General features: G+C 58.5%; 12 protein-coding genes. 2 read left to right on the forward strand and 10 right to left on the reverse strand.

The genetic code is table 11. The features are described from left to right. Positions 1 to 475: 475 nt before the first annotated feature. From EAG14_RS10615 to aceE, 10 genes are all read right to left on the reverse strand, one after another. Positions 476 to 2,719 (reverse strand): AAA-like domain-containing protein, encoded by a 2,244-nt coding sequence (locus EAG14_RS10615; RefSeq protein WP_162995964.1) that lies wholly within the window; start codon positions 2,717 to 2,719, stop codon positions 476 to 478. Next, positions 2,712 to 4,517 carry an ATP-binding protein gene (locus EAG14_RS10620; RefSeq protein WP_121728834.1) on the reverse strand — a complete coding sequence of 602 codons (1,806 nt, stop codon included), beginning with the start codon at positions 4,515 to 4,517 and terminating at the stop codon, positions 2,712 to 2,714. The genes EAG14_RS10615 and EAG14_RS10620 overlap by 8 nt, the downstream gene beginning before the upstream one ends. Positions 4,518 to 4,804: 287 nt before the next feature. Next, the gene (locus EAG14_RS10625; protein ID WP_121728835.1) at positions 4,805 to 5,953 is read right to left on the reverse strand and encodes an ATP-binding protein; all 1,149 of its coding nucleotides are present in this window, start codon (positions 5,951 to 5,953) and stop codon (positions 4,805 to 4,807) included. Between the two features lie 151 nt (positions 5,954 to 6,104). After that, complete coding sequence (locus EAG14_RS10630; protein WP_099655431.1) at positions 6,105 to 7,526, reverse strand: aspartate kinase; 1,422 nt, start codon at positions 7,524 to 7,526, stop codon at positions 6,105 to 6,107. A gap of 152 nt (positions 7,527 to 7,678) precedes the next feature. After that, positions 7,679 to 9,169 (reverse strand): hypothetical protein, encoded by a 1,491-nt coding sequence (locus EAG14_RS10635; protein ID WP_162995965.1) that lies wholly within the window; start codon positions 9,167 to 9,169, stop codon positions 7,679 to 7,681. Further along, complete coding sequence (locus EAG14_RS10640) at positions 9,109 to 11,481, reverse strand: M48 family metallopeptidase (protein ID WP_121728837.1); 2,373 nt, start codon at positions 11,479 to 11,481, stop codon at positions 9,109 to 9,111. The genes EAG14_RS10635 and EAG14_RS10640 overlap by 61 nt, the downstream gene beginning before the upstream one ends. 187 nt (positions 11,482 to 11,668) lie before the next feature. Then, complete coding sequence (locus EAG14_RS10645; protein ID WP_099655429.1) at positions 11,669 to 11,896, reverse strand: DUF3079 domain-containing protein; 228 nt, start codon at positions 11,894 to 11,896, stop codon at positions 11,669 to 11,671. Positions 11,897 to 11,952: 56 nt separating this feature from the next. Further along, positions 11,953 to 13,812 carry a dihydrolipoyl dehydrogenase gene (lpdA, locus tag EAG14_RS10650; RefSeq protein ID WP_121728838.1) on the reverse strand — a complete coding sequence of 620 codons (1,860 nt, stop codon included), beginning with the start codon at positions 13,810 to 13,812 and terminating at the stop codon, positions 11,953 to 11,955. Between the two features lie 16 nt (positions 13,813 to 13,828). Further along, the gene (gene aceF / locus EAG14_RS10655; RefSeq protein ID WP_121728839.1) at positions 13,829 to 15,487 is read right to left on the reverse strand and encodes a dihydrolipoyllysine-residue acetyltransferase; all 1,659 of its coding nucleotides are present in this window, start codon (positions 15,485 to 15,487) and stop codon (positions 13,829 to 13,831) included. Positions 15,488 to 15,505: 18 nt separating this feature from the next. Continuing rightward, a complete protein-coding gene (gene aceE / locus EAG14_RS10660; protein ID WP_121728840.1) occupies positions 15,506 to 18,214 on the reverse strand; it encodes a pyruvate dehydrogenase (acetyl-transferring), homodimeric type in 2,709 nt (902 codons plus the stop codon). A gap of 163 nt (positions 18,215 to 18,377) precedes the next feature. Here aceE and EAG14_RS10665 point away from each other — a divergent pair, with 163 nt between their 5' ends. Both EAG14_RS10665 and EAG14_RS10670 read left to right on the forward strand, forming a co-directional pair. Continuing rightward, positions 18,378 to 20,936: a PAS domain S-box protein gene (locus tag EAG14_RS10665; protein ID WP_099658625.1), complete on the forward strand. Its 2,559-nt coding sequence runs from the start codon at positions 18,378 to 18,380 to the stop codon at positions 20,934 to 20,936. Next, on the forward strand, positions 20,933 to 21,559 hold the full coding sequence (locus tag EAG14_RS10670; protein ID WP_099655425.1) for a response regulator transcription factor: 627 nt from the start codon (positions 20,933 to 20,935) through the stop codon (positions 21,557 to 21,559). Before EAG14_RS10665 ends, EAG14_RS10670 begins: the two co-directional genes overlap by 4 nt. Positions 21,560 to 21,568 lie beyond the last annotated feature (9 nt).

Here is a 21,568-nt window from a genome sequence, read left to right on the forward strand (position 1 = left end):
ACGCAGGCCTATGAGTTCCCCAGTTGAGCTATTTACATTCAACCGATAACGGCCAATTTGACGGAATTTTCACATCCAAAAATAGATTATATCGACTGCGCTGCGATGAAATCATCTTCAGGATCATCTACCAATACACATAATCCAGACGCCAGATCTGCCTCGAATTTTTTATGCTTACCCTCCTTGAGATCACCATTATAAGAGACCCTGACTACTTCATTTCGCCCAATTTTTCTCCCAGGTCGTTTCTCAGTCAACAGCTTTGCAGGCCGAGCCAGGGATAAAAGCGCAGTTCGAAGCTGAATAAGGAAGTCACTAGGGAACCATAGAAGACTAAACTCTTTAGCTGAGTCAAGTCGCTTGCGAAGATCCCTCACAGCTTCCGCAGCGCGGGTCGCTTCACCTCTAAGCAGCCTTTTTCGAACATCTAAATATTCGCGCAACAAACTGATTGATTCAGTTTCAGTTGCAGTTATCCCCCCCCTTGTGCAACTGTCATATTGATCGCACGATAGGCTTTCTCCAAAATTTGATCCGAAAGTCTATTTTTACTTTCCGCTATAATTAAATAAAGGGGTCGAAAATCAGCTAACCCGAGTTCTTGAAGCGACGCACTCTCAAAGGTCTGAATATAGCGATCACTATATTTAATCAAACTCTCTTCGCCTCCAATAAATAGCACAAGACCGAGAAGTTCTCGCTTCTGATCGACTGGCAGTGAGTCATCACCGGCCTCAAGGCCTAAACCAAATAGCTTCGCGGCTATCTGTCGACGGCGTGGGAGTTTGAGTCCTAATGAACATATTGAGGTGATCGCCTCGTTGAGCACCTCTCCTTTTGGCGCGACTTTAAAAACATGCTCAGCGACTCGAAGTGCATCTTCGTGACGATCCGCTTCGATTAGCTTTGTTATTAGCACAAGGAACTGGTCTAAACTCAAATCTTCATGGGGGCGCTGAGCTCCACTCGAATTGATATTCGCGCTCATGGCTAGCGCGTGGGCGCGATCAAGAGCATTGCCATTTGCTCCAACAACAATATATTGAAGCAAGCGAATAGACAAATCTGCCTTCAATCTCTCCTCTTGAAGCTCGATCTCAAGTTCAAGTACCTGTGCGGCAGCAGCGACATTACCCTCCAGTTTGTAGGCTTGGGCCAAAATTACTGCAGCAAATCCTTTTAACTCGCTACGTTCAAGAGTAATCGGTTCACCACTAATGTTTTCTACTGAATTAGCTATCTCCAAACAAATATTTTTCACCCGCTCTGTTTGAGGCGTTTTATCTTGCGTGAGGCACGACGCCAAATAGGCCCGAGCTTCAACCCTCAGCCAAGGCATGTCGATCTCGTTCCCGCTGAGATTCGCAATATATTCAAAAAACACTACAGCACTTTGATATCGGAATAGCTGCCATGAGGCAACACCGGTATAAAACACCCGCATTAAAGCTAGGTCAGACCTCAACTCGCCAGAATCCTCCTTCAGATAGTTCAACGCTTCTTCGTAATTACCCATCCAGAAATAGCAATACCCGGCATAGTACGAGGCCAAACTACGACCAACAGCATCCTCGGCGCTCGTTACGAAAACAAGTAGACCCGGCAGTGCAGCGGCGTAGTTTTTGGATTCAGCCCTCTCAACCCAACTTGTCAAAGGGTCAGTCTGCTCAGTTACGGATTTCAACAAGTATGATTCCGACAACGCCGTTTCAAGAATTTGATTCTTGAAACTAATGGTTTTTTCTTTAATATCGTAGCTGGTGATGCCAGCCAGGTAAAGCTTGGTGCGCGTGCTTTGAGGGATCGTAATAGACTTTTTATAATGAATTGCAATTAAAGAATCTCGAATCTCCCTACTTTCAAGCACCAATTTTTTTATGTGATCAATCGGGGGAACATCCACCTCCCCAAAATAGAGTTTTTTGACCGCAGAATCAACGTCGTCGATAGTTAGAGTTTGATCGCGATCTTCCAGCTCGGAGCATACATCCCAAGTCATACGCGGATGACCACTTGTCCAATAGTACACGCGCGAGATAATTTCTTCCGTCATTGGAATACTTGCTCGCTGAACCAGATAACTGACTTCAGCAAGGCTAAAGTCGTTCAGATATATTTTTTCACCAATATTGAAAGGTGAAACATCTTTATTCTTTATAATATCGGCTGGTTCAGCAACACCTGAAAGCAAATACGTTAAACGATTAAATTCTGGAAAGTTTAGTCTTCCGCCAAAATATACACTTCTAATAAATGTAAAAACTTGATCAGAATATGCAGATCCAGCAATTGCGTCAATTTCATCAAGGCAGACGATCAGTCGGCCTGGAATTGATCGCAGTAAGATACGTAACTCACTTTCGTGCTCCCTGTGCGCCAGTCGAGTATTACCATGCCGTCCAATCGCAATATCATTTAGCGTTTCGGCACTTTGCGGAAACACCTCAGTCGCAACGTCAATAATATTGCGGAAAAATTCTCTAATGTCGGGAATAGGATTCGAGACATCAATGTACAAAAATACATCTGACTCAGGTTTTAGAAATTGCTTGGCATGCAACAGAAGATTGGTTTTACCCATCTGCCTTGCTACTAACACATATCCGGGCCGCCCCATTTCTTCGAGAATTTTTGCAACTTGTCGGTCCGCGTCACGCTCGACATACAGGTGCTCAGGTATAACTGTAAGCGAACGTAGAAATTTTGATTTACTCATTTCCATTTCCATAGAATTCAAATTCGCTTAGTGCAGTTTCAACATTATCTGGAGAGGCTCCACCTAGCGCAACCACTCTACGGAAAAAGTTTTTTATTTTTCGCGGAGTGCAGAGATCGAGTTCCACAAGTCGTATTCGGAGATCGTCCGCCCCAAGTTGCAGTCCCACTGATTCCTCAATGAGTTTTATGAGACTCATTAATTCGTCTTTTGACCACATATCTAACGCATTAACCTGCAAGCTTTCTTGGACTTTATCCGTCATCAAATCATTTGAAGGGGTGTTTATGGAGCAAATAACAAATCTAATATTCGCTTTTGAGGCGGAATTAACTTTCACTATGAGATTTAAAAGAAATTCCGTTAGCCTAACGCCACTCGAATTATTCAAAGGAATTTCGTCAAGCAGAATTCTCACTGCAGATTGGGAACTGTGGGCTTTCACGAGAACGCCAACTGCGTCTGCAAAGTTGTAGGAAGGGCGATCTAGGTCGGTTAATCCAAGTGACCGATACGTCGAGACGATAGCCTCATAACAAGCTTCGATGTTTCCCGCCTCATATGCCAGTCCGAGATCAATTTGGGTAGCAACAGGCTTGCCAAGAGAAAATACTGCATATCTCGCCAATGATGTTTTACCACAGCCAGATGGGCCGCAAATCCACACGCTTGAATATTTTATTATTTCTTCGAATTCAAGATCTGCATCTCTAAGCAAATAATATGGCTTGCATTCTATTTTGTAAATATCAAACAAGGCGTTAGCATCTTGTTTGACTTCCTCAGTCAACACGTTCGCCATCTGTTGCTTCGATTTTTCAATACATGCTTTTTCCAAAATTGGCTTAAAGCTTTGATCAAAAAACCTCAGGAAATTTACATAGATAGCGGAATTTACACTTCCGGGTTTTGCGATGTTGAAGTGATCCGATCCAGGAATTATTGTGGCAACCCCAAAGTACCGTGAGGAAGATGACTTCTCGACGATCGGCTTGGTGCGTATAGGCAGCCACTCCGCCCATACAGGTCCATAGTTCTCGCTAACCTCTGCCCCAACCAGCCGCGGAATCGTCTTCTTATGAAGAAGATCTCGGAATCTTCCATCCAGATCATTAAGAACCTCACTGCCAGAATTTAATTGCCGCACGACTTTGTTTTTATATAGTCGACCGACAATATCGAACGTTTTGGCGTATTCAGACCCTCCAGATGGAGAAGCCACTAAGAATAGGCCTATTGCTTTTTCGATCAGCAAGTGCTTTTGTTGCTCTACAAGTCGTCGCACTAAGATGCCACCAAGACTGTGACATACAAATATAATATTTGTAAAATTTAATACAGGCCGGTACTCCGATGATGGTTCAAAGCTAAAGCGGTTGAATAACTCGTTGGTACTTTGCTCGATGTCATACTCTCCGGAATTGGCGATGGTATGATATTCTGAAACAAATACTGCACACTCCTTGAATTTGGGATCGGCTTTAATAAGATCTGGCCATGAATGCCCCGACTTTCCTTTCCAACAATCGGAGGCGTTTGAGAGAAAGCCATGAACGAAAACCACGGCAATTTCAGCGGAATCAGGGTATTGGATCCACCCATTAGAGAAAATTGGTGATTTGGGCTTATCCGCTCCTCCGACGTGTTCAACAGGCTTCACCGGTGTCAATTTATTCTCCTTGTAGCTGATCTTGATCCGCATTGGAATTACGGGGTGTGCATTTAAAGCATGACGATGAACTGGCTGGCACTGTGAAGCGTTTATGCCCATCAAGCCGACTTGGTAGAAGATGAGCATTCCATGCCGAAAGAACAAATGTATCCGGCAACGTGGCAGGGACAACCTACGGCAAATTCTCCCGAAAAATTACCTGACTCCGCGTCGTCTCCACCCCACTCGTCGGCTCCCGCCCATCCCTCAGATTGGCAAAAATCCGCACACGCACGGGCGCTGGGGTCAGGTCTTGCATCTTGCCCCAAGCGTGTATTTCTCACAATCCAAATCACGCTCTAGCGCTTATTCATCAAGCGCTGGCAGCTATCAAAATTGAAGTAGCCTCCAGCCGCTGCAGATCAATGTCTGCCTCAACGCTGCAACAACCGCCGCCGCTCCAGCCACACTTTGCGCACAAACGGGTCGGCCACGGTGTAGATGCCGTGGCCTGGGCGGGCGATCAGGTTGGCGCTGATCATCTTTTCGGCCAGCTTTTGCACCTGCGATGTGGGCACCTTGCCCCCCGTGCGGGCGGTGTAGCTGGCCATGGCTTCTTCGCCAAACAGGCCCGATACACCGGTCTCGCTGCCCTGCGCGATGAAGTCAAACACCGCCTGGCCCAGCTCTCCAAACTCTTCAATGGCGCGCAGCTCTACATCGGCAGCGGCTGATGCCAGCGTGGCGCAGATGATGGGAAACGCCTGGTCTGCCGGGGCCTGGGCGCTTTGCAGTTGCACCAGGGCCTTGAGCATTTCTTCGGGCCGGTGGCCAAGGGACTGAAAGCCCGCCCAAGCCATATCAGCACTGGGCAGCACCACGCCTGGGCTGCTGGCAATGCGTTGCAGTTGCCATTGCACAAAGTCTTGCCCCAGTGGTTCGTAGGCCGTGGTCAGCGCGCCGGTAAAGGGCTGCGAGTGGCGCGTGGCCATGTCGGTGATGAGCGACTTGTGCGAGCCCGTGCCCAAAAATAAGAAGTACCCCGGCGTGCCGGGCTGGGCGTTGACGGCATCGCGGGCGGCCTTGAGGGCGTGCAGCAGGCTGGTGCCGTCTTCGGTGCCCAGGGCCTGCTGCACTTCGTCCACGATCAGCACCACATCCACCTTGGCTTTGGCCACCAGCTCTGAAAACGCCTGAGCCAGCGTGGTGCCACCCGGCGTGCCCAAATGCTCCACCTGAAAACCCAGCGTGATACCCGCCGCGCCCAGGTTCAGCCCCTTGAAGCGCTGCAGCAAGCCTGAGCCTGGGGTTTGCATTTGCAGCAGCGTGGCGCGCACGGCATCGAGCACCAGCACGGCTGGGCTTTTGCTGCGGTCAGCCCACAGGTCCACATAGATCACCAGCGCACCCCGCGCCTCCAGCGCAGGCACCAGGTCCTGGCGCAAAAAAGTGGTTTTGCCCACGCGGCGTATGCCCGACAGCAGCACGCCCGAGCGCACGTTCATGTGCAGGGGCGATGGCTGCAGCAGCTGCTGGGCCATTTGCTCTGCATAGGCGGTGCGGTGGAATACGTCGGGGGCCATGGTTATCTCCACTTATCTGAATATGGTTAATTATCTGATTTTGATAAAAAAAGATAAAGGCCTGCAAAACACGCTAAGGCCACATCTGGGTGCCCCACCCTGCCCACAAAAAAGCCCGCACGGGGCGGGCTTTTTGAAAGGTGGCTTCGTGTCAGACGCGGGGCACAGGCGTGCCGGAGTTGACGCACAAGGCCATGTTCAGTGCCTTGATGGCGGTCTTGTAGTCTTCGCGCTCGATCACGAATTGCATGTTCACCTGGCGCAAAGTCTGCGACACGCAGTTCACGTTGACTTGCGCGTCGGCCAGTGCCTGGGCCGCCTTGGCCAGCACACCGGGGATGCCGATGTTGGAGCCAATGGTGCACACGATGGCGCTGGGCTTGATGGTGACGACCTGGTAAGCCTCTTGCAGCTCGGCCACCAGATCAGGAGTCACCTGGTTGTCCCACACCAAGTGGGCGATGGAGTTGGCGTTGGTGGCCTTCAGGATGTAGCTCACGTCGTGCTTGCAGAACACTTCCATTAGCCCTGCATCAAAGCCCACGGTGCCCACCATGCTAGGGTCATGGATCTCGATCAGGGTGACCTTGTCGGTGCCGGTCACGATCTCCACGCGGGCGCGCTCACCCACAAAGTCCTTCGTGATGAGCGTGCCGGGGTGGTCAGGCTCAAACGTGTTTTTCAGGCGAATCGGGATGCCCGCCAACTCCATCGGCTTGGCGGCCTTGGGGTGGATGGCTTCCATGCCCACGTCGGCCAGTTGGTCGGCCACGTCGTAGTTGGTGGCACCCACCACGATGGCGTTTTCCAGGCCCACCAGATTGGGGTCTGCGGACGACAGGTGGAATTCCTTGTGGATCACGGCCTCGGCGGGGCGCACTTCCACGGCGATCTTGCTGAAGGTGACTTCGGAGTAGCCCCGGTCAAACTCGCGCATGATGCCTTCGGTGCCCTTGGTGTAGCCCGTGGCCACCACCACTTTGTCGCTCAGGTCGATGCCCTTGAAGCTGTGGGCAATGCGCTCGTCAATCGTCCAGGCTTCGTTGTCATCAAAACCAGCCAGATCCATCAGGATGGCATTGACGCCATTGGCCTTGAGGATCTCGACCGAGTTGAACGCGCTGTGCGACTCGCCAATCGATGCCAGCACTTCGCGCGCGGCCAACAGCACATCCTTGCGGCTCAAGTAGCCGCTGGCCAGTACATGGTGCATGGCGCCCAGGTACTCGCGCGCCTGGCCAATGCGCTGGTCGATAAAGGCATCGGCCACAGCCAGCGGCAGGCCGATGTCGGCGTAGCCAGCATTGAGCTTCTTCAGGCTGGCAGCCAGGCCCGTCAAGGCATCCTGGTAACCCTTGCCTTCTGCAAACAGGGCATAGATGCCGCGCTCGCCCGTCTTCTTGTGCTCCAGCAACTGGTTCGTCACGCCCGAGTAGGCTGACACCACGTAAATTCGGCCGTAAATGCGTTTGGGGTCGTGCAGCACGATATGGCGCAGCACATCGCCAAAAGCGGTCATGGAAGTGCCGCCGATTTTCTCGACAGAGATCTTGGAGGAGTTGACGTCTGACATGGACAGGCTCAGGGGAGCAAAAGGGTTAGAAGGCCAAGTGGGCTTCTTGTCGGGATTGTCGACAGAAAGCCCTCCATTTTCTCTCACTTTGGCGATGCCTCGGCTCTGGGACCGATTCTGGTGCGCCAGCGTGATTCAAGGCCGCTTTGGAGCTACCCCAGATAGGGGCGTTCAGTGACCAGCAAGGCCCGCTTGGCAAATTCGCGCCACGCAGGCGGCGCCTGCTTGCCCAGCACGATCAAGCCGACGACGTAGGCTTGCGCGCGACGTTGTGGCGGCTCGTTTTGCAATGCCTTCTCGGCCTGCGCGGCATTGCGCGTCGTCTGCATGATGGCAACGAATTTGCGCAGCGCAAGGGACTCGTCACTGCTGCTGGCATTGAGCTTGGCCAGCAACGGTTCGACATTGCGCTGGTGGCGCAATGCCAACCCCAAGGCGCTCCAATACACGTCGCCGTCGATGCCTTGGTCGGGCAACAGCTTCAAGCTGCGTTCGATGATTTCGGCGGGAGCACCATCCGATGCCGCAATCAGTCGCAAGGCACGCTCGCCACCCTTGTTGGCGTTCCAGCGCCTGGCGGCAGACTCCACCTGACCCCGATGGAGATCAAAATAGATTTTTGCTTGCGCGCTGTCGGAGATGTCTTTGCCTGTTTCAAGGCTGTAATTGCTGCGCAAAGTCTCTGACTTGGGCAACAAGTCTTGCACGTTGGCGTCTACGCCCTGCATCAGGCGCCGCATGCGGGCCATGTCAACCACGACAAACTCTCTCAATGCAGGGTGATTGCTGGCCACACCATAGGCGGTGTATGCATTCCCCCATCGGCCCGCCACAGCGGCATCGTAAGCACTGACCAAGGCGAACCAAGGGTTGTTCGGGTGCTTTTTGTACCCTGCTGCAAATGCGGCATCGCGCGCTGCGCCCTCTTCCATGCAGCGCACAGCCAGGTACTGCATGTCGGGGTTGCTCGCATTCTGGGCGAACAGTGTTGCCTGCCGTTTGCACACCACCTGCCGGTTAGGGGCCACATCTTGCTCGATGCGCAGTGTCATGACATCCAGCGGGTTGATCTCCAATCGGCGCTGCAAGACCGTCGGGTACTCCGGCAAATCAGATGCCTGCATCAACCAATCCCTCAGACTTACAGAGTCAGCCGCGTCCCACTGGGCGTGTGCAAGCACTACGGCCTTTCGGGTGCTGTCTTTTTCAGCCATCCCCAGATTGGATCGCCATGAGTTGGCCTGCGCCGCGCTGAGCACCGACCGCGTGCCGCCGCCACCTTTGGTTTGAATGTTGGCTGGCGGCTCAGACAGCACATGATCAACCGATGTCGAAACCCACCGACTGCCCGCAACTTCGTGCGGAGGCGATCCATTCTGGTTTCCGTACCCCGCGCTCCACTCCACCAAGGGGCTGGCCTGGGCGATGTTGTAGATGTACTGGCCGCTGATGACATCCGGCGTTTCCTCAAACGACTCGATCTGTTGGCCTTCCACCGTGCGGGCGCCCAGCCGCAACGGCTTGTCGAGGTCCACACCCATGCTCTGCGTTGCGCCCGGCGCGAGGGTGATGGTTTTGCTCCCTACTTGAGAAACGACCTTGCGATCCAATCCGTTGTGCACCCACAGCGTGGCGGTGCCCACGGTGGCGCCCATGCCCAAAATGCTTCCGATAATGCCCCGGCCACAACCAATCGGGCGGCGCCTGGGCCCCACCCATCCGCCACTTGAAAGCGTGACCACCAATCGAGCTTTTTTTGCAGAGGCCGCTCTTGACCTGTTGTGAAGCTGCTGTAGCTTTTGGGCACATTGGGCGCCGCTGGTGCGTCCCCCATCGCATCCGCATTGCCTGCGGTTTCTCGCAAGCGGCGCTCGGTCTCCAGCAACTGGTCCAGCGCAGTGCGACGCAGTTGTCCCAGCGCGCCAGCAACGGGCCGCATCCAGCTGTCGATCACATTCAACCAATCGCCAATGTTGCCCAACCCCGGCGCCACCAGATTGAACTCGCCCAGCAGTGCGCTCCAACTGGCCGATCCCAAGCGCTGCAGCGTCGCGTCGTCCAACGTCAATGATCCGCGCGCAGCATTCACCTCTTGCAGCAGGCGGTACAGTTCCATCGCGTGGCTTTGCAAGCGGTTGCGCTCGTCGTCATTGACCTTGCGCTTGGCAGTCACCATAGACACCACATTGGCCAGAGCGCTGTGTGCGTCGGCGATGTTGGCCTGCATGTGCTCGGCGTAGTGAACGAGCGACAGCAAGCCCAGCCAGTAACTCTCCCACCCCGAACGTGCTGTGCGTGCGAGTGCCAGGGCCGTCGAACGGCAGAGGCGGTCGTGCGCGACGATGCGCGTGTCCAGCGCTTTCATCTCGCTTTCGACCGTCTGCAAGGCGGCCCCCACGTCTTTGCGCTTCAGCGTGCGACCGCGAAAACGAATGACCCCATCAACGGCCTTGGCCACGCCGTCTTGAATGGCCAGCAGTTGGCTCTTCTCCTCACCAAGCCGGTCCATTTGCTGCAGATCGGCACGCAGCGAATCGGGGTACAGCTCTGTGCCTGTCGTTGTTGCATCGGGCGCGCCAGCTTCTGCGGCATAGAGTTCGCTCGCTACATGTGCGTACCGGGTCACGGGGCGCGCCAGATAGCGGCCCTTGTAAACGCGCTGATAAGACTCCCTGCCGTATTCCGCATCCAGTGCCGCAAGCGACTCCTCTCGACTCGCCACGGGCAGGGGCGGGTCGATGGCCGCAACCATTTCAGCGCAGGTCTTGAGCTTGAGCGATTCGGCATCCCTGAACAATGTCCATGCCGAGCAGGCCTCCAGCGGCACTGGCAGGTAAATCTGCTTGGCGTTGAATTCCCGTTCGTGATTGAGCGGATGGCTCGCCCACATGCGGGAGGGTTGCACCATCTGCTGCTGGAAAACGCGGTGCTGGCTGGGGTCACCTTGCGGCTGCGCAGGCTCACCGAAGGTAGGGTCATCCAGAATTTCGCGCAATTTGGCGATGATCAGCGACTGGATTTCAAACAAGTCGGCCGTCACGCGCCCGGCGCGCACCTCCGCATTGGCAAACGCGAGCGTTCGGTCCCAGGCCATATCGGCGGACTGGCAGCGGTACAGCGCATGGATGAGTGCATCGCTGCCCGTCAAGCTGACAGACACCTTGTCTGCCTGAAACTCCATCTCGCGAGACAGCGCGCGTTCTGCCGCCAGAACGAGTTTGAAAAACGTGTCCACCACGGACCGGATCGCCCACACCACGAGCGAAAGAATCCAGCCGACCCAGGCAACGCGAATATCGAAAGACGAAAGACTGCGCAGAAACCCGTCCAGGCTGTCGCGTTTGGCGACCACATGCCCCGCGATTTGCTGAGCGACATACACCCACCGCCCCACCGCCATGGACCGCTGCGCAAAATGCCCGAATTCATGGGCCAGAACGGCCTTGAATTCAGAGGCGTTCAGCACGTTGACGAGGGGTAACCCAATCTCAAGGTTCTTTCGAGATGGGAATATCAGGTTCAGCAGCGATAAATCATAAAAAACGGCCGCATTCACCCGTGCGGAAAGAAAGACCTTGCGTGGTCGCGGTGCACGCGCTTCATCGGCCAAGCGGTACAGAAATGCAAAAAGCTCTGGTTGTTCGTCTTTCGTGATCTCGGTGAGATCAGACATATTGCTGCGTTTGACGAACCAAATGGCTTTGAGCATGAACAGCGCGACAAAGCCCGACGCCACCCCGCCCAAGAAAAGCCACAGGGCTTGGTGTGGAGCCTGCAAACTTGCGCGTATCAGCGCATAGGCCTTCCAGGCAAACCAGCCTGACAGCGAAAAGTAAAAAGCGACAAAACCCAGTAGCGCCAACAGCGCAATCCACGCGTGGCGCTTGTAAGACGAAGTGGCTTTGATCAATTCCTCTGGGTAAGCCTGCGGCCCAGCTGGATACTTCAGCTCCATGTAATCCTCCCTGAATCTCTCTTAATAAGTATTCAAGGAAGTTTATCTTCGACGGCCATGGAGATCGGTGCAGATGCAGTCTTTTACCAAAGCTGCACGCCGCCCAATATGGGAGCCTGTTTTGAAGGATGTGGACCGCCGTTTGTGTCCATTGACCCGCCTCGGGCGGCGCGCCCACGGCCCGGCTTCAGGTGTTTGGCTCGCGGGGACTGGCACTGAGGCTATTGGCCGACTTTTCCTCAGCGTCAGCATCCAGCCCCCACTGATCCCAGTCGTCCCCGAACAATTCCGCAGGGTGTTGCGTGCGGTCGGAGCCATTGCCACAGCGCATGTCTTTGGCGGGGCAGTAGAGGTTGCAGCCCCAACACACCCGCTCGGGGTGGGCGGGGGCTTTGGGAAACTTCTTGACTGCCATGGCTCGTCTCCAGACTGGGTACCGGGCTCCCGCCAAACCTGTGCTGTGTGGGCGCCTTACTTGCGTGCGGGCGGCACGTCCGTGCAGCTGCCGTGCGCAATCTCTGCCGCCATGCCGATGCTTTCGCCCAGCGTGGGGTGCGGGTGGATGGTCTTGCCGATGTCCACCGCGTCGGCGCCCATCTCAATGGCCAGCGCGATTTCGCCGATCATGTCGCCCGCATGGGTGCCCACGATGCCGCCACCCAGGATCTTGCCGTGGCCGTGGGCCTCGGGCGAGTCGTCGAACAGCAGCTTGGTCACGCCCTCGTCGCGGCCGTTGGCAATGGCGCGGCCGGAGGCCGTCCAGGGGAACAGGCCCTTCTTGACCTTGATGCCTTGGGCCTTGGCTTGGTCTTCCGTCAGGCCGACCCATGCCACTTCGGGGTCGGTATAGGCCACCGACGGAATCACCCGGGCATTGAAGGCAGCGGCTGCCAGTTCCTTGTTGCCCTGCAGTTCACCGGCGATGACTTCAGCCGCCACGTGCGCTTCATGCACCGCCTTGTGCGCCAGCATGGGCTGGCCCACGATGTCGCCGATGGCGAAGATGTGCGGCACGTTGGTGCGCATCTGGATGTCGACGTTGATGAAGCCACGGTCTGTGACAGCCACGCCAGCCTTATCGGCGGCGATCTTCTTGCCGTTGGGCGTGCGGCCCACGGCCTGCAGGACCAGGTCGTAGACCTGGGGCGCGGGGGCGGTGCCGCCCTCTTCCGCTGCGGCAAACGTCACTTCAATGCCTTCAGGCGTGGCCTTGGCCCCCACCGTCTTGGTCTTGAGCATGATGTTGTCGAAGCGCGGGGCGTTCATCTTCTGCCAGATCTTGACGAGGTCGCGGTCGGCACCCTGCATCAGGCCGTCCATCATTTCGACCACGTCCAGGCGCGCGCCCAGGGTGCTGTACACGGTGCCCATTTCCAGGCCGATGATGCCGCCGCCCAGGATGAGCATGCGCTTGGGGACTTCCTTGAGCGCCAGGGCGCCGGTGGAGTCGACCACGCGTGGATCGTCGGGCATGAAGGGCAGGCGCACGGCCTGGCTGCCAGCGGCGATGATGGCCTTCTTGAAGGCAATGACCTTCTTGGTGCCCGTCTTCTCCTGGCCCGTGCCGGTGGTTTCTTCGACCTCGACATGGTTGGCGCCCACAAAGGCCCCGTAGCCGCGCACGGTGGTGACCTTGCGCATTTTGGCCATGGCGGCCAGGCCACCGGTCAGCTTGCCGATGACCTTTTCCTTGTGGCCGCGCAGCATGTCGACGTTGACCTTGGGGGCGCCAAAGTCAATGCCTGCGGCGGACAGATGGCTGACCTCGTCCATGACGGCGGCCACGTGCAGCAGCGCCTTGGACGGGATGCAGCCCACGTTCAGGCACACGCCACCGAGCGTTGCGTAACGTTCGACGATGACGACCTTGAGGCCCAGATCGGCCGCGCGGAAGGCTGCGCTGTAGCCGCCAGGGCCACCGCCCAGCACGAGCACGTCGCACTCCAGGTCGGCCGCGCCAGCAAAGCTGGATGCTACTGGATTGATAGCTGCTTGCGCTTGTGGGGCGGGCGCTGGAGCCGATTTTGGCTCAGATGCCGCAGCCACAGGTGCCGCTGGTGCGGGGGCCGCAACAGGGGCTGCAGCGGCAGCGCCCTGCACTTCCAGCGTCAGCACCACGGCGCCTTCGGCGATTTTGTCGCCCAGCTTCACTTTCAGCTCTTTGACCACGCCAGCGTGGCTGGAGGGGATCTCCATGGAGGCCTTGTCAGACTCCACGGTGATAAGGCTTTGCTCGGCCTTGATGGTGTCGCCGGGTTTAACCAGCACTTCGATGATGGCCACTTCGGCGAAGTCGCCGATGTCGGGCACCTTGATGTCGATGATTGCCATGTGTCGCTCCCTCGCGTTACATCACGATGCGGCGGAAGTCCGCCAGCAGCGAGGCAAAGTACACATTGAAGCGCGCGGCGCTGGCGCCGTCGATCACGCGGTGGTCCCAACTCAGGCTCAGTGGCAGCATGAGACGCGGTGCGAATTGCTTGCCGTCCCACTTGGGCTCCAGGGTGCTCTTGCACACGCCCATGATGGCGACTTCGGGGGCGTTGATGATGGGCGTGAAGTAACGACCACCAATACCGCCCAGCGAGCTGATGGAGAAGCAGCCACCGGTCATGTCGGCCGGGCCCAGCTTGCCGTCGCGCGCCTTCTTGGCCAGGTCGCCCATCTCTTGCGAGATTTGGACGATGCCCTTCTTGTCTGCATCGCGGATGACGGGCACAACGAGGCCGTTGGGCGTATCGGCCGCAAAGCCGATGTGGAAGTAGTTCTTGAGCACCAGTTGGTCGCCGTCGAGCGAGCTGTTGAACTCGGGGAACTTCTTGAGCGCGGCCACGGCGGCCTTGATCATGAAGGCGAGCATGGTGACCTTGACGCCACTCTTCTCGTTTTCCTTGTTGAACTGCACGCGGAAGGCTTCGAGGTCGGTGATGTCCGCGTCGTCGTGGTTGGTGACGTGCGGGATGACGACCCAGTTGCGGTGCAGGTTGGCACCGCTGATTTTCTTGATGCGCGAAAGGTCCTTGCGCTCCACCGGGCCGAACTTGGCGAAGTCGACCTTGGGCCAGGGCAGCAGGTCCAGACCGACGCCGGAGCCACCGCTGGCAGCGGGTGCCTTGGCGGCCTGGGCCTTGGTTTGCGCAGCGCCGCTCATCACTTGCTTGGTAAAGCTCTGGATGTCGTCTTGCGTAATGCGACCCTTGGGGCCGGTGCCCTTGACTTCTTCGAGTGGCACACCCAGCTCGCGAGCGAACTTGCGCACCGAGGGGCTGGCGTGGGGCAGGCCCAGCGTGCCTGCGCCTGGCTGATGCGCCGCTGGCGCAGCCACGGTGGCCACGGCCACAGCGGGGGCTGCAGCAGCAATGGCTGGGGCTGCTGCCGGTGCCGCAGCGACGGGCGCGGCAGGGGCTGCCGCCGCAGTGCTGGCCACACCTTCGAGGATGGCCATCAGATCACCGATGTTCACGGTGTCACCGATCTTGACCTTGAGCTCCTTGAGCACGCCTGCGGCGGGCGAAGGGATCTCCATGGAGGCCTTGTCCGATTCGACGGTGAAGAGCGATTGCTCCAGAGCGATGGTGTCGCCCACCTTGACCAGCAACTCAATGACGGCCACGTCCTTGAAATCGCCGATGTCAGGCACGCGCACTTCCACGGGGCCTGCAACGGCCGCAGCCACGGGGGCCACAGGTGCTGGGGCCGCCACCGGGGCGGGCGCCGCAGCCGCTGCGGGAGCTGGTGCTGCAGCCTCAGGGGCGGCCGCTGCCACACCTGCGGCTTCAACCACAGCAATCACCGAGCCTTGTTTGACCTTGTCGCCCAGAACCACCTTGAGTTCCTTGACCACGCCAGCGTGGCTGGAGGGGATCTCCATGGAGGCCTTGTCGGACTCCACTGTGATGAGCGATTGCTCGGCCTTGACGGTGTCGCCCACTTTCACGAGCAACTCGATCACGCCGACTTCATCGAAATCCCCGATGTCCGGGACTTGAATGTTGACCAATGCCATTGTTGTCTCCGGTAGGGGTTACGCGTACAGCGGGTTGATCTTGTCAGCGTTGATGCCGTACTTGGCAATCGCTTCGGCCACCTTGGCCACGGGCACCACGCCATCGTCTGCCAGTGCCTTCAGGGCGGCGATCACGATGTAGTGGCGGTTCACCTCGAAGTGCTCGCGCAGCTTGCTGCGGAAGTCGCTGCGGCCAAAGCCGTCGGTGCCCAGCACGCGGTAGGTGCGGCCCTTGGGAACGAAGGGGCGAATCTGCTCAGCGTAGGCCTTCATGTAGTCGGTCGACGCCACCATGGGGCCGCTGCGGCTGCCCAGTTGCTGCGTGACGAATGGCACGCGTGGGGTTTCCAGCGGGTGCAGCAGGTTCCAGCGGTCAGCGTCCTGGCCTTCGCGGGTCAGCTCGTTGAAGCTTGGGCAGCTCCACACGTCGGCTTGCACACCCCAGTCGGCGGCCAGCAGGGTCTGGGCTTCCAGCGATTCACGCAGGATGGTGCCCGAGCCCAGCAGTTGCACGCGCTTGTTGCCGTCTGCACCGGGCTTGCACAGGTACATGCCCTTGATGATCTGCTCTTCCGTGCCGGGCTGCAGGCCAGGCATGGGGTAGTTTTCGTTCAGCAGCGTCAGGTAGTAGAAGACGTTTTCCTGGCGCTCGACCATGCGCTTGAGGCCATGGTGCATGATCACGCCGACTTCGTGGGCGAAGGTGGGGTCGTAGCTCACGCAGTTGGGAATGGTGTTGGCCAGGATGTGGCTGTGACCGTCTTCGTGCTGCAAGCCTTCGCCGTTGAGCGTGGTGCGGCCCGAGGTACCGCCCAGCAAGAAGCCACGCGCCTGCATGTCGCCCGCTGCCCAGGCCAGATCGCCAATGCGCTGGAAGCCGAACATCGAGTAGTACACGTAGAACGGGATCATGATCCGGTTGTTCGTGCTGTAGCTGGTGGCTGCGGCAATCCAGCTGGCCATGCCGCCGGCTTCGTTGATGCCTTCTTGCAGGATCTGGCCAGCCTTGTCTTCGCGGTAGTACATCACCTGGTCGCGGTCCACCGGGGTGTACAGCTGGCCCTTGGGGTTGTAGATACCGATCTGGCGGAACAGGCCTTCCATACCAAACGTGCGGGCTTCGTCCACCAGGATGGGCACCACGCGTGGGCCCAGGGCCTGGTCGCGCAGCAGTTGCGTCAGGAAACGCACGTAGGCCTGGGTTGTGGAGATTTCACGGCCTTCGGCGGTGGGCTCCAGCACGGCCTTGAAGGTGTCCAGCGATGGAACGGTGAAGTGCTCGTCTGCCTTGGGCAGGCGCTTGGGCAGGTAGCCGCCCAGGGCCTTGCGGCGCTCTTGCAGATAGCGCATTTCCGGCGTGTCGTCAGCCGGCTTGTAGTAAGGGATGTCGGCCAGTTGGCTGTCCGGGATCGGGATCGCGAAGCGGTCGCGGATGTACTTGATGTCTTCGTCCGACAGCTTCTTGGTCTGGTGCACGGTGTTCTTGCCTTCACCGGCCTTGCCCATGCCGTAGCCCTTCACGGTCTTGACCAGCAGCACGGTGGGCTGGTTCTTGTGCGCGTTGGCAGCGTGGAAGGCGGCGTACACCTTGGCGGGCTCATGGCCGCCGCGGCGCAGCTCGAAGATCTCTTCGTCGGTCATGTGCTCGACGAGCTTGGCGGTCTCGGGGTACTTGCCAAAGAAGTTCTTGCGAACGAAGGCACCGTCGTTGGCCTTCATGGCCTGGTAGTCGCCGTCCAGGGTTTCCATCATCAGCTGCTTGAGCTTGCCGGTCTTGTCGCGGGCCAGCAAGGTGTCCCAGCCATTGCCCCACAGCAGCTTGATGACGTTCCAGCCTGCGCCGCGGAATTCGCCTTCGAGCTCTTGCACGATCTTGCCGTTGCCCCGCACCGGGCCGTCCAGGCGCTGCAGGTTGCAGTTGATGACGAACACCAGGTTGTCGAGGTTTTCACGCGCGGCCAGGCCGATGGCGCCCAGCGATTCGGGTTCGTCCATCTCGCCGTCGCCGCAGAACACCCAGACCTTGCGGTTTTCGGTGTTGGCAATGCCACGGGCGTGCAGGTACTTGAGGAAGCGGGCCTGGTAGATGGCCATCAGCGGGCCCAAGCCCATGGACACCGTGGGGAACTGCCAGAACTCGGGCATCAGCTTGGGATGCGGGTAGCTGGACAGGCCCTTGCCGTCCACTTCCTGGCGGAAGCTGTCGAGCTGCTCTTCGCTCAGGCGGCCTTCGAGGTAGGCGCGGGCATAGATGCCGGGCGCGCTGTGGCCCTGGATGTACAGCAGGTCACCGCCGTGGTCTTCGCTGGCGGCATGCCAGAAGTGGTTGAAGCCCGCACCGAACATGCTGGCCACCGAGGCGAAGGAGCCGATGTGGCCGCCCAGATCGCCACCGTCGGCGGGGTTCAGGCGGTTGGCGCGCACCACCATGGCCATGGCGTTCCAGCGCATGTAGGCGCGCAGGCGCTTTTCGATGGCGATGTTGCCGGGGCAGTGGGCCTCTTTGTCAGGCTCAATGGTGTTCACATAGCCGGTGTTGGCAGAGAACGGCATGTCAATGCTGCTCTGGCGGGCGTGTTCCAGCAGTTGTTCGAGCAGGGAGTGGGCACGCTCAGCGCCCTCTTTTTCAATGACGGCGGACAGGGCATCCATCCATTCGCGGGTTTCCTGCTGGTCTGCGTCGGTGCCGATACCGAGGCCGGCCTTTGGGTCGGGCTGAGCTGACATGCTTTGTCTCCTGTGAAGTGCAGCGGGCAAAAATCGGGCGTAGTTTCGCACATTTTTTCATCATTTCAAATCGTGCTTTTGAATTTCATATTAAGAAAAAATGCTGCAAACGCACATAATTTCAGCTGCTGAAAAGTGCACGCCCGTCCTCTACACTTCGGCCATGGATACAAGCTCAGAGCCCATCGCAGCCCCCTCTGCCATTGCCGCGCCAGCGCGCTGGTGGCGCAAATGGTGGCGCAGCCTTTCGCCTACGCGACAAGACCGGTTTGCCGCCCTGGCGCCCTTGGCGGCGGTGATGATGTTCCTGGCCGCCATCGTGGCCGCGTTCTGGTATTTGAGGGCCGAGGAGGCGGAGCGCGAACAAGAAGCCTTGCGCCGCGACGTGGAATATGCCCAGCAGCGGGTGCGCCTGCGGTTGCTGGAGCGGCAAGAGCAGCTCATGCGCATCGCACGCGACCTGTCCAATCAGGAGCTGGAGCGTGCGGAATTCGTGAACCGGGCTGAGGCCCTCATCAGCCAGTACCCCGAGCTGCAGGCTATCACCTGGATTGACGAGCGCCGGAAGATCCGTGCCAGCCATGCCGCGCCCACCCTGTCGAGCCCGCAGCTTCGGGTTGCGGGCGAAGTGCTCAAGCCGGGGGACACGGCCGATACCTATGGCTTGGCGCGCGATCTGCAGCAGCCCGTGTATGCACAGCCCGCAGCGGCCAAGGGCGATGTGTCGCCCCTGCTGCAGCTGCAGGTGCCATTGAATAACCAGGGCAAATTCGCTGGCGTGGTGCTGGGCGAGTATTCGATTGACAGCCTGCTGCGCTATGGCACCCCCACCGAGGTGCTGGCGCGCTACGCCGTGACCCTGCTCGATGGGCGCAGCCAGGTGCTGGCGGGCACCCCGCTGCCAGCACGCAACCCCGCCAGCCACTTGCTGCCCTGGACGCCCAAGGCCAACGAATACGAAGTGCCCGTATCGCCCGTAGGCAACGGGCTGGTGCTGCGAGCGCAGGCCTATCGCACATCACTTGGGGTGGTGGGCAGTGGGCTCTTCTGGTTGGTGGGCACCCTGAGCGCCATGACTGCGTGGATGCTGATTGCCACCTGGCGCCATACCCGCCGCCGTTTGCAGGCCCAGCAGGCGCTGGTGGCCGAGACCAATTTCCGCCGAGCGATGGAGAACTCCATCCTGACGGGCATGCGCGCCCTGGACATGGAGGGGCGTATTACTTATGTGAACGCCGCGCTGTGCCAGATGACGGGCTGGAGCGAAGCCGAGCTGGTGGGCTTGCTGCCCCCCTACCCTTATTGGCCCAAGGAAGACCATGAAGCCTTGCACGCCAAGCTGCGGGACGAAATCAGTGGCCGCAGTGTGGCGGGCGGGTTTCAGGTGCGCGTGCAGCGCAAGAACGGCAGCCTGTTCGATGCACGGTTGTATGTGTCGCCGCTGATCGACGCGCATGGGCAGCAAACCGGCTGGATGACCTCGATGACCGACATCACCGAGCCCAACCGTGTGCGCCAGCAGCTGACGGCCGCACATGAGCGCTTCACGATCGTGCTGGAGTCTCTGGATGCATCCGTGTCCGTGGCGCCGCTGGGCAGCCAGGAGCTGCTGTTTGCCAACAAGCTGTACCGGCAGTGGTTTGGCTCCCAAACAGCAGGCCACCTGCAGCTGGTGGCCCAGGCGGGTGTGTTGCCGGTGGCCAGCAGCACCAGCAGCGGCGTGGACGATGAAGATGGCCTGATGGGCCTGCCCACCGACCCGTTGACCAGCGCCCGCTCGGAAAACGCCGAGATCTACCTGCCCGATCTGGGCAAGTGGCTGGAGGTGCGCTCGCGCTACCTAAACTGGGTGGATGGCCGACTGGCCCAGATGGTGATTGCCACCGACATCACGCCCCGGCGCCTGGCCGAGGAGCAGGCGGACCGGCAGGCAGAACGGGCGCAGTCGGTCAGCCGCCTCATCACCATGGGCGAGATGGCGTCCAGCGTGGCGCACGAGCTGAACCAGCCGCTCACCGCCATCAACAACTACTGCAGCGGCATGGTCTCGCGCATTCAAAGCGGCCAACTGACCGAAGAGGCCCTGCTGACGGCCCTGCAAAAGACGGCCCACCAAGCCCAGCGCGCGGGGCAGATCATTCAGCGCATACGCGCCTTCGTGAAAAAGAGCGAACCCAACCGCACGCTGGCCGACGTGCACCACATGGTGTCTGAAGCGGTGGAGCTGGCTGACATCGAACTGCGGCGGCACAACGTGCGCCTCACGCACTACATCGCAGCCCGCTTGCCCCCCGTGATGGCCGACACCATCCTCATCGAGCAAGTGCTGGTGAACCTCATGAAGAACGGCGCCGAATCGATCCAGCATGCCGAGCGCCCAGCATCGGGCCGCAGTGTGGAGTTGCGCGTGGTGCCCAAGCAGGTGGATGAGCGCGAGGTGGTGGAGTTCTCGGTGCAAGACACTGGCAAGGGCTTGGCCCCTGAGGTGCTGGAGCGCCTGTTTGAAGCGTTCTTTTCTACCAAGCAAGAAGGCATGGGCATGGGCCTGAACCTGTGCCGCAGCATCGTCGAGTCGCACCAGGGGCGGATGCAGGCGCAGAACATCTACAATGGATCAGAGGTCACGGGCTGCCGATTCTCCTTCTGGCTGCCGCTGGCAAAGCCTGCCGATGACACTACAAACTCTGTAGCAAACGAACAAACTCCAAGGACCATTGCATGAGCTTGATTCCGAAAAAAGGCACCGTATACGTTGTTGATGATGATGAGGCCGTCCGCGACTCTTTGCAGTGGCTGCTAGAGGGCAAGGACTATCGGGTGCGCTGCTTTGATTCGGCTGAGACCTTCCTGTCCCGTTATGACCCCCGCGAAGTGGCCTGCCTGATCGTGGACATCCGCATGGGCGGCATGACCGGCCTGGAATTGCAAGACCGCTTGATCGAACGCAAGTCCCCCCTGCCCATCGTTTTCATCACCGGCCACGGCGATGTGCCCATGGCGGTGAACACCATGAAGAAGGGCGCGCTGGACTTCATCCAGAAACCCTTCAACGAAGAAGAACTGCTGGGCCTGGTGGAGCGCATGCTCGACCATGCCCGTGAGGCCTTCGCCGGCTTTCAACAGGCCGCCAGCCGTGACGCCCTGCTCTCCAAGCTCACCAGCCGCGAGGCTCAGGTGCTGGAGCGCATCGTGGCCGGCCGCTTGAACAAGCAGATTGCCGACGACCTGGGCATCAGCATCAAGACCGTGGAAGCGCACCGCGCCAACATCATGGAAAAGCTCAACGCCAACACCGTGGCCGACCTGCTGAAGATTGCCCTGGGGCAAAACGCACCCAAGGGCTGATTGCTCCTT

It is taken from the genome of Acidovorax sp. 1608163, assembly GCF_003669015.1.
Taxonomy (GTDB): domain Bacteria; phylum Pseudomonadota; class Gammaproteobacteria; order Burkholderiales; family Burkholderiaceae_C; genus Acidovorax.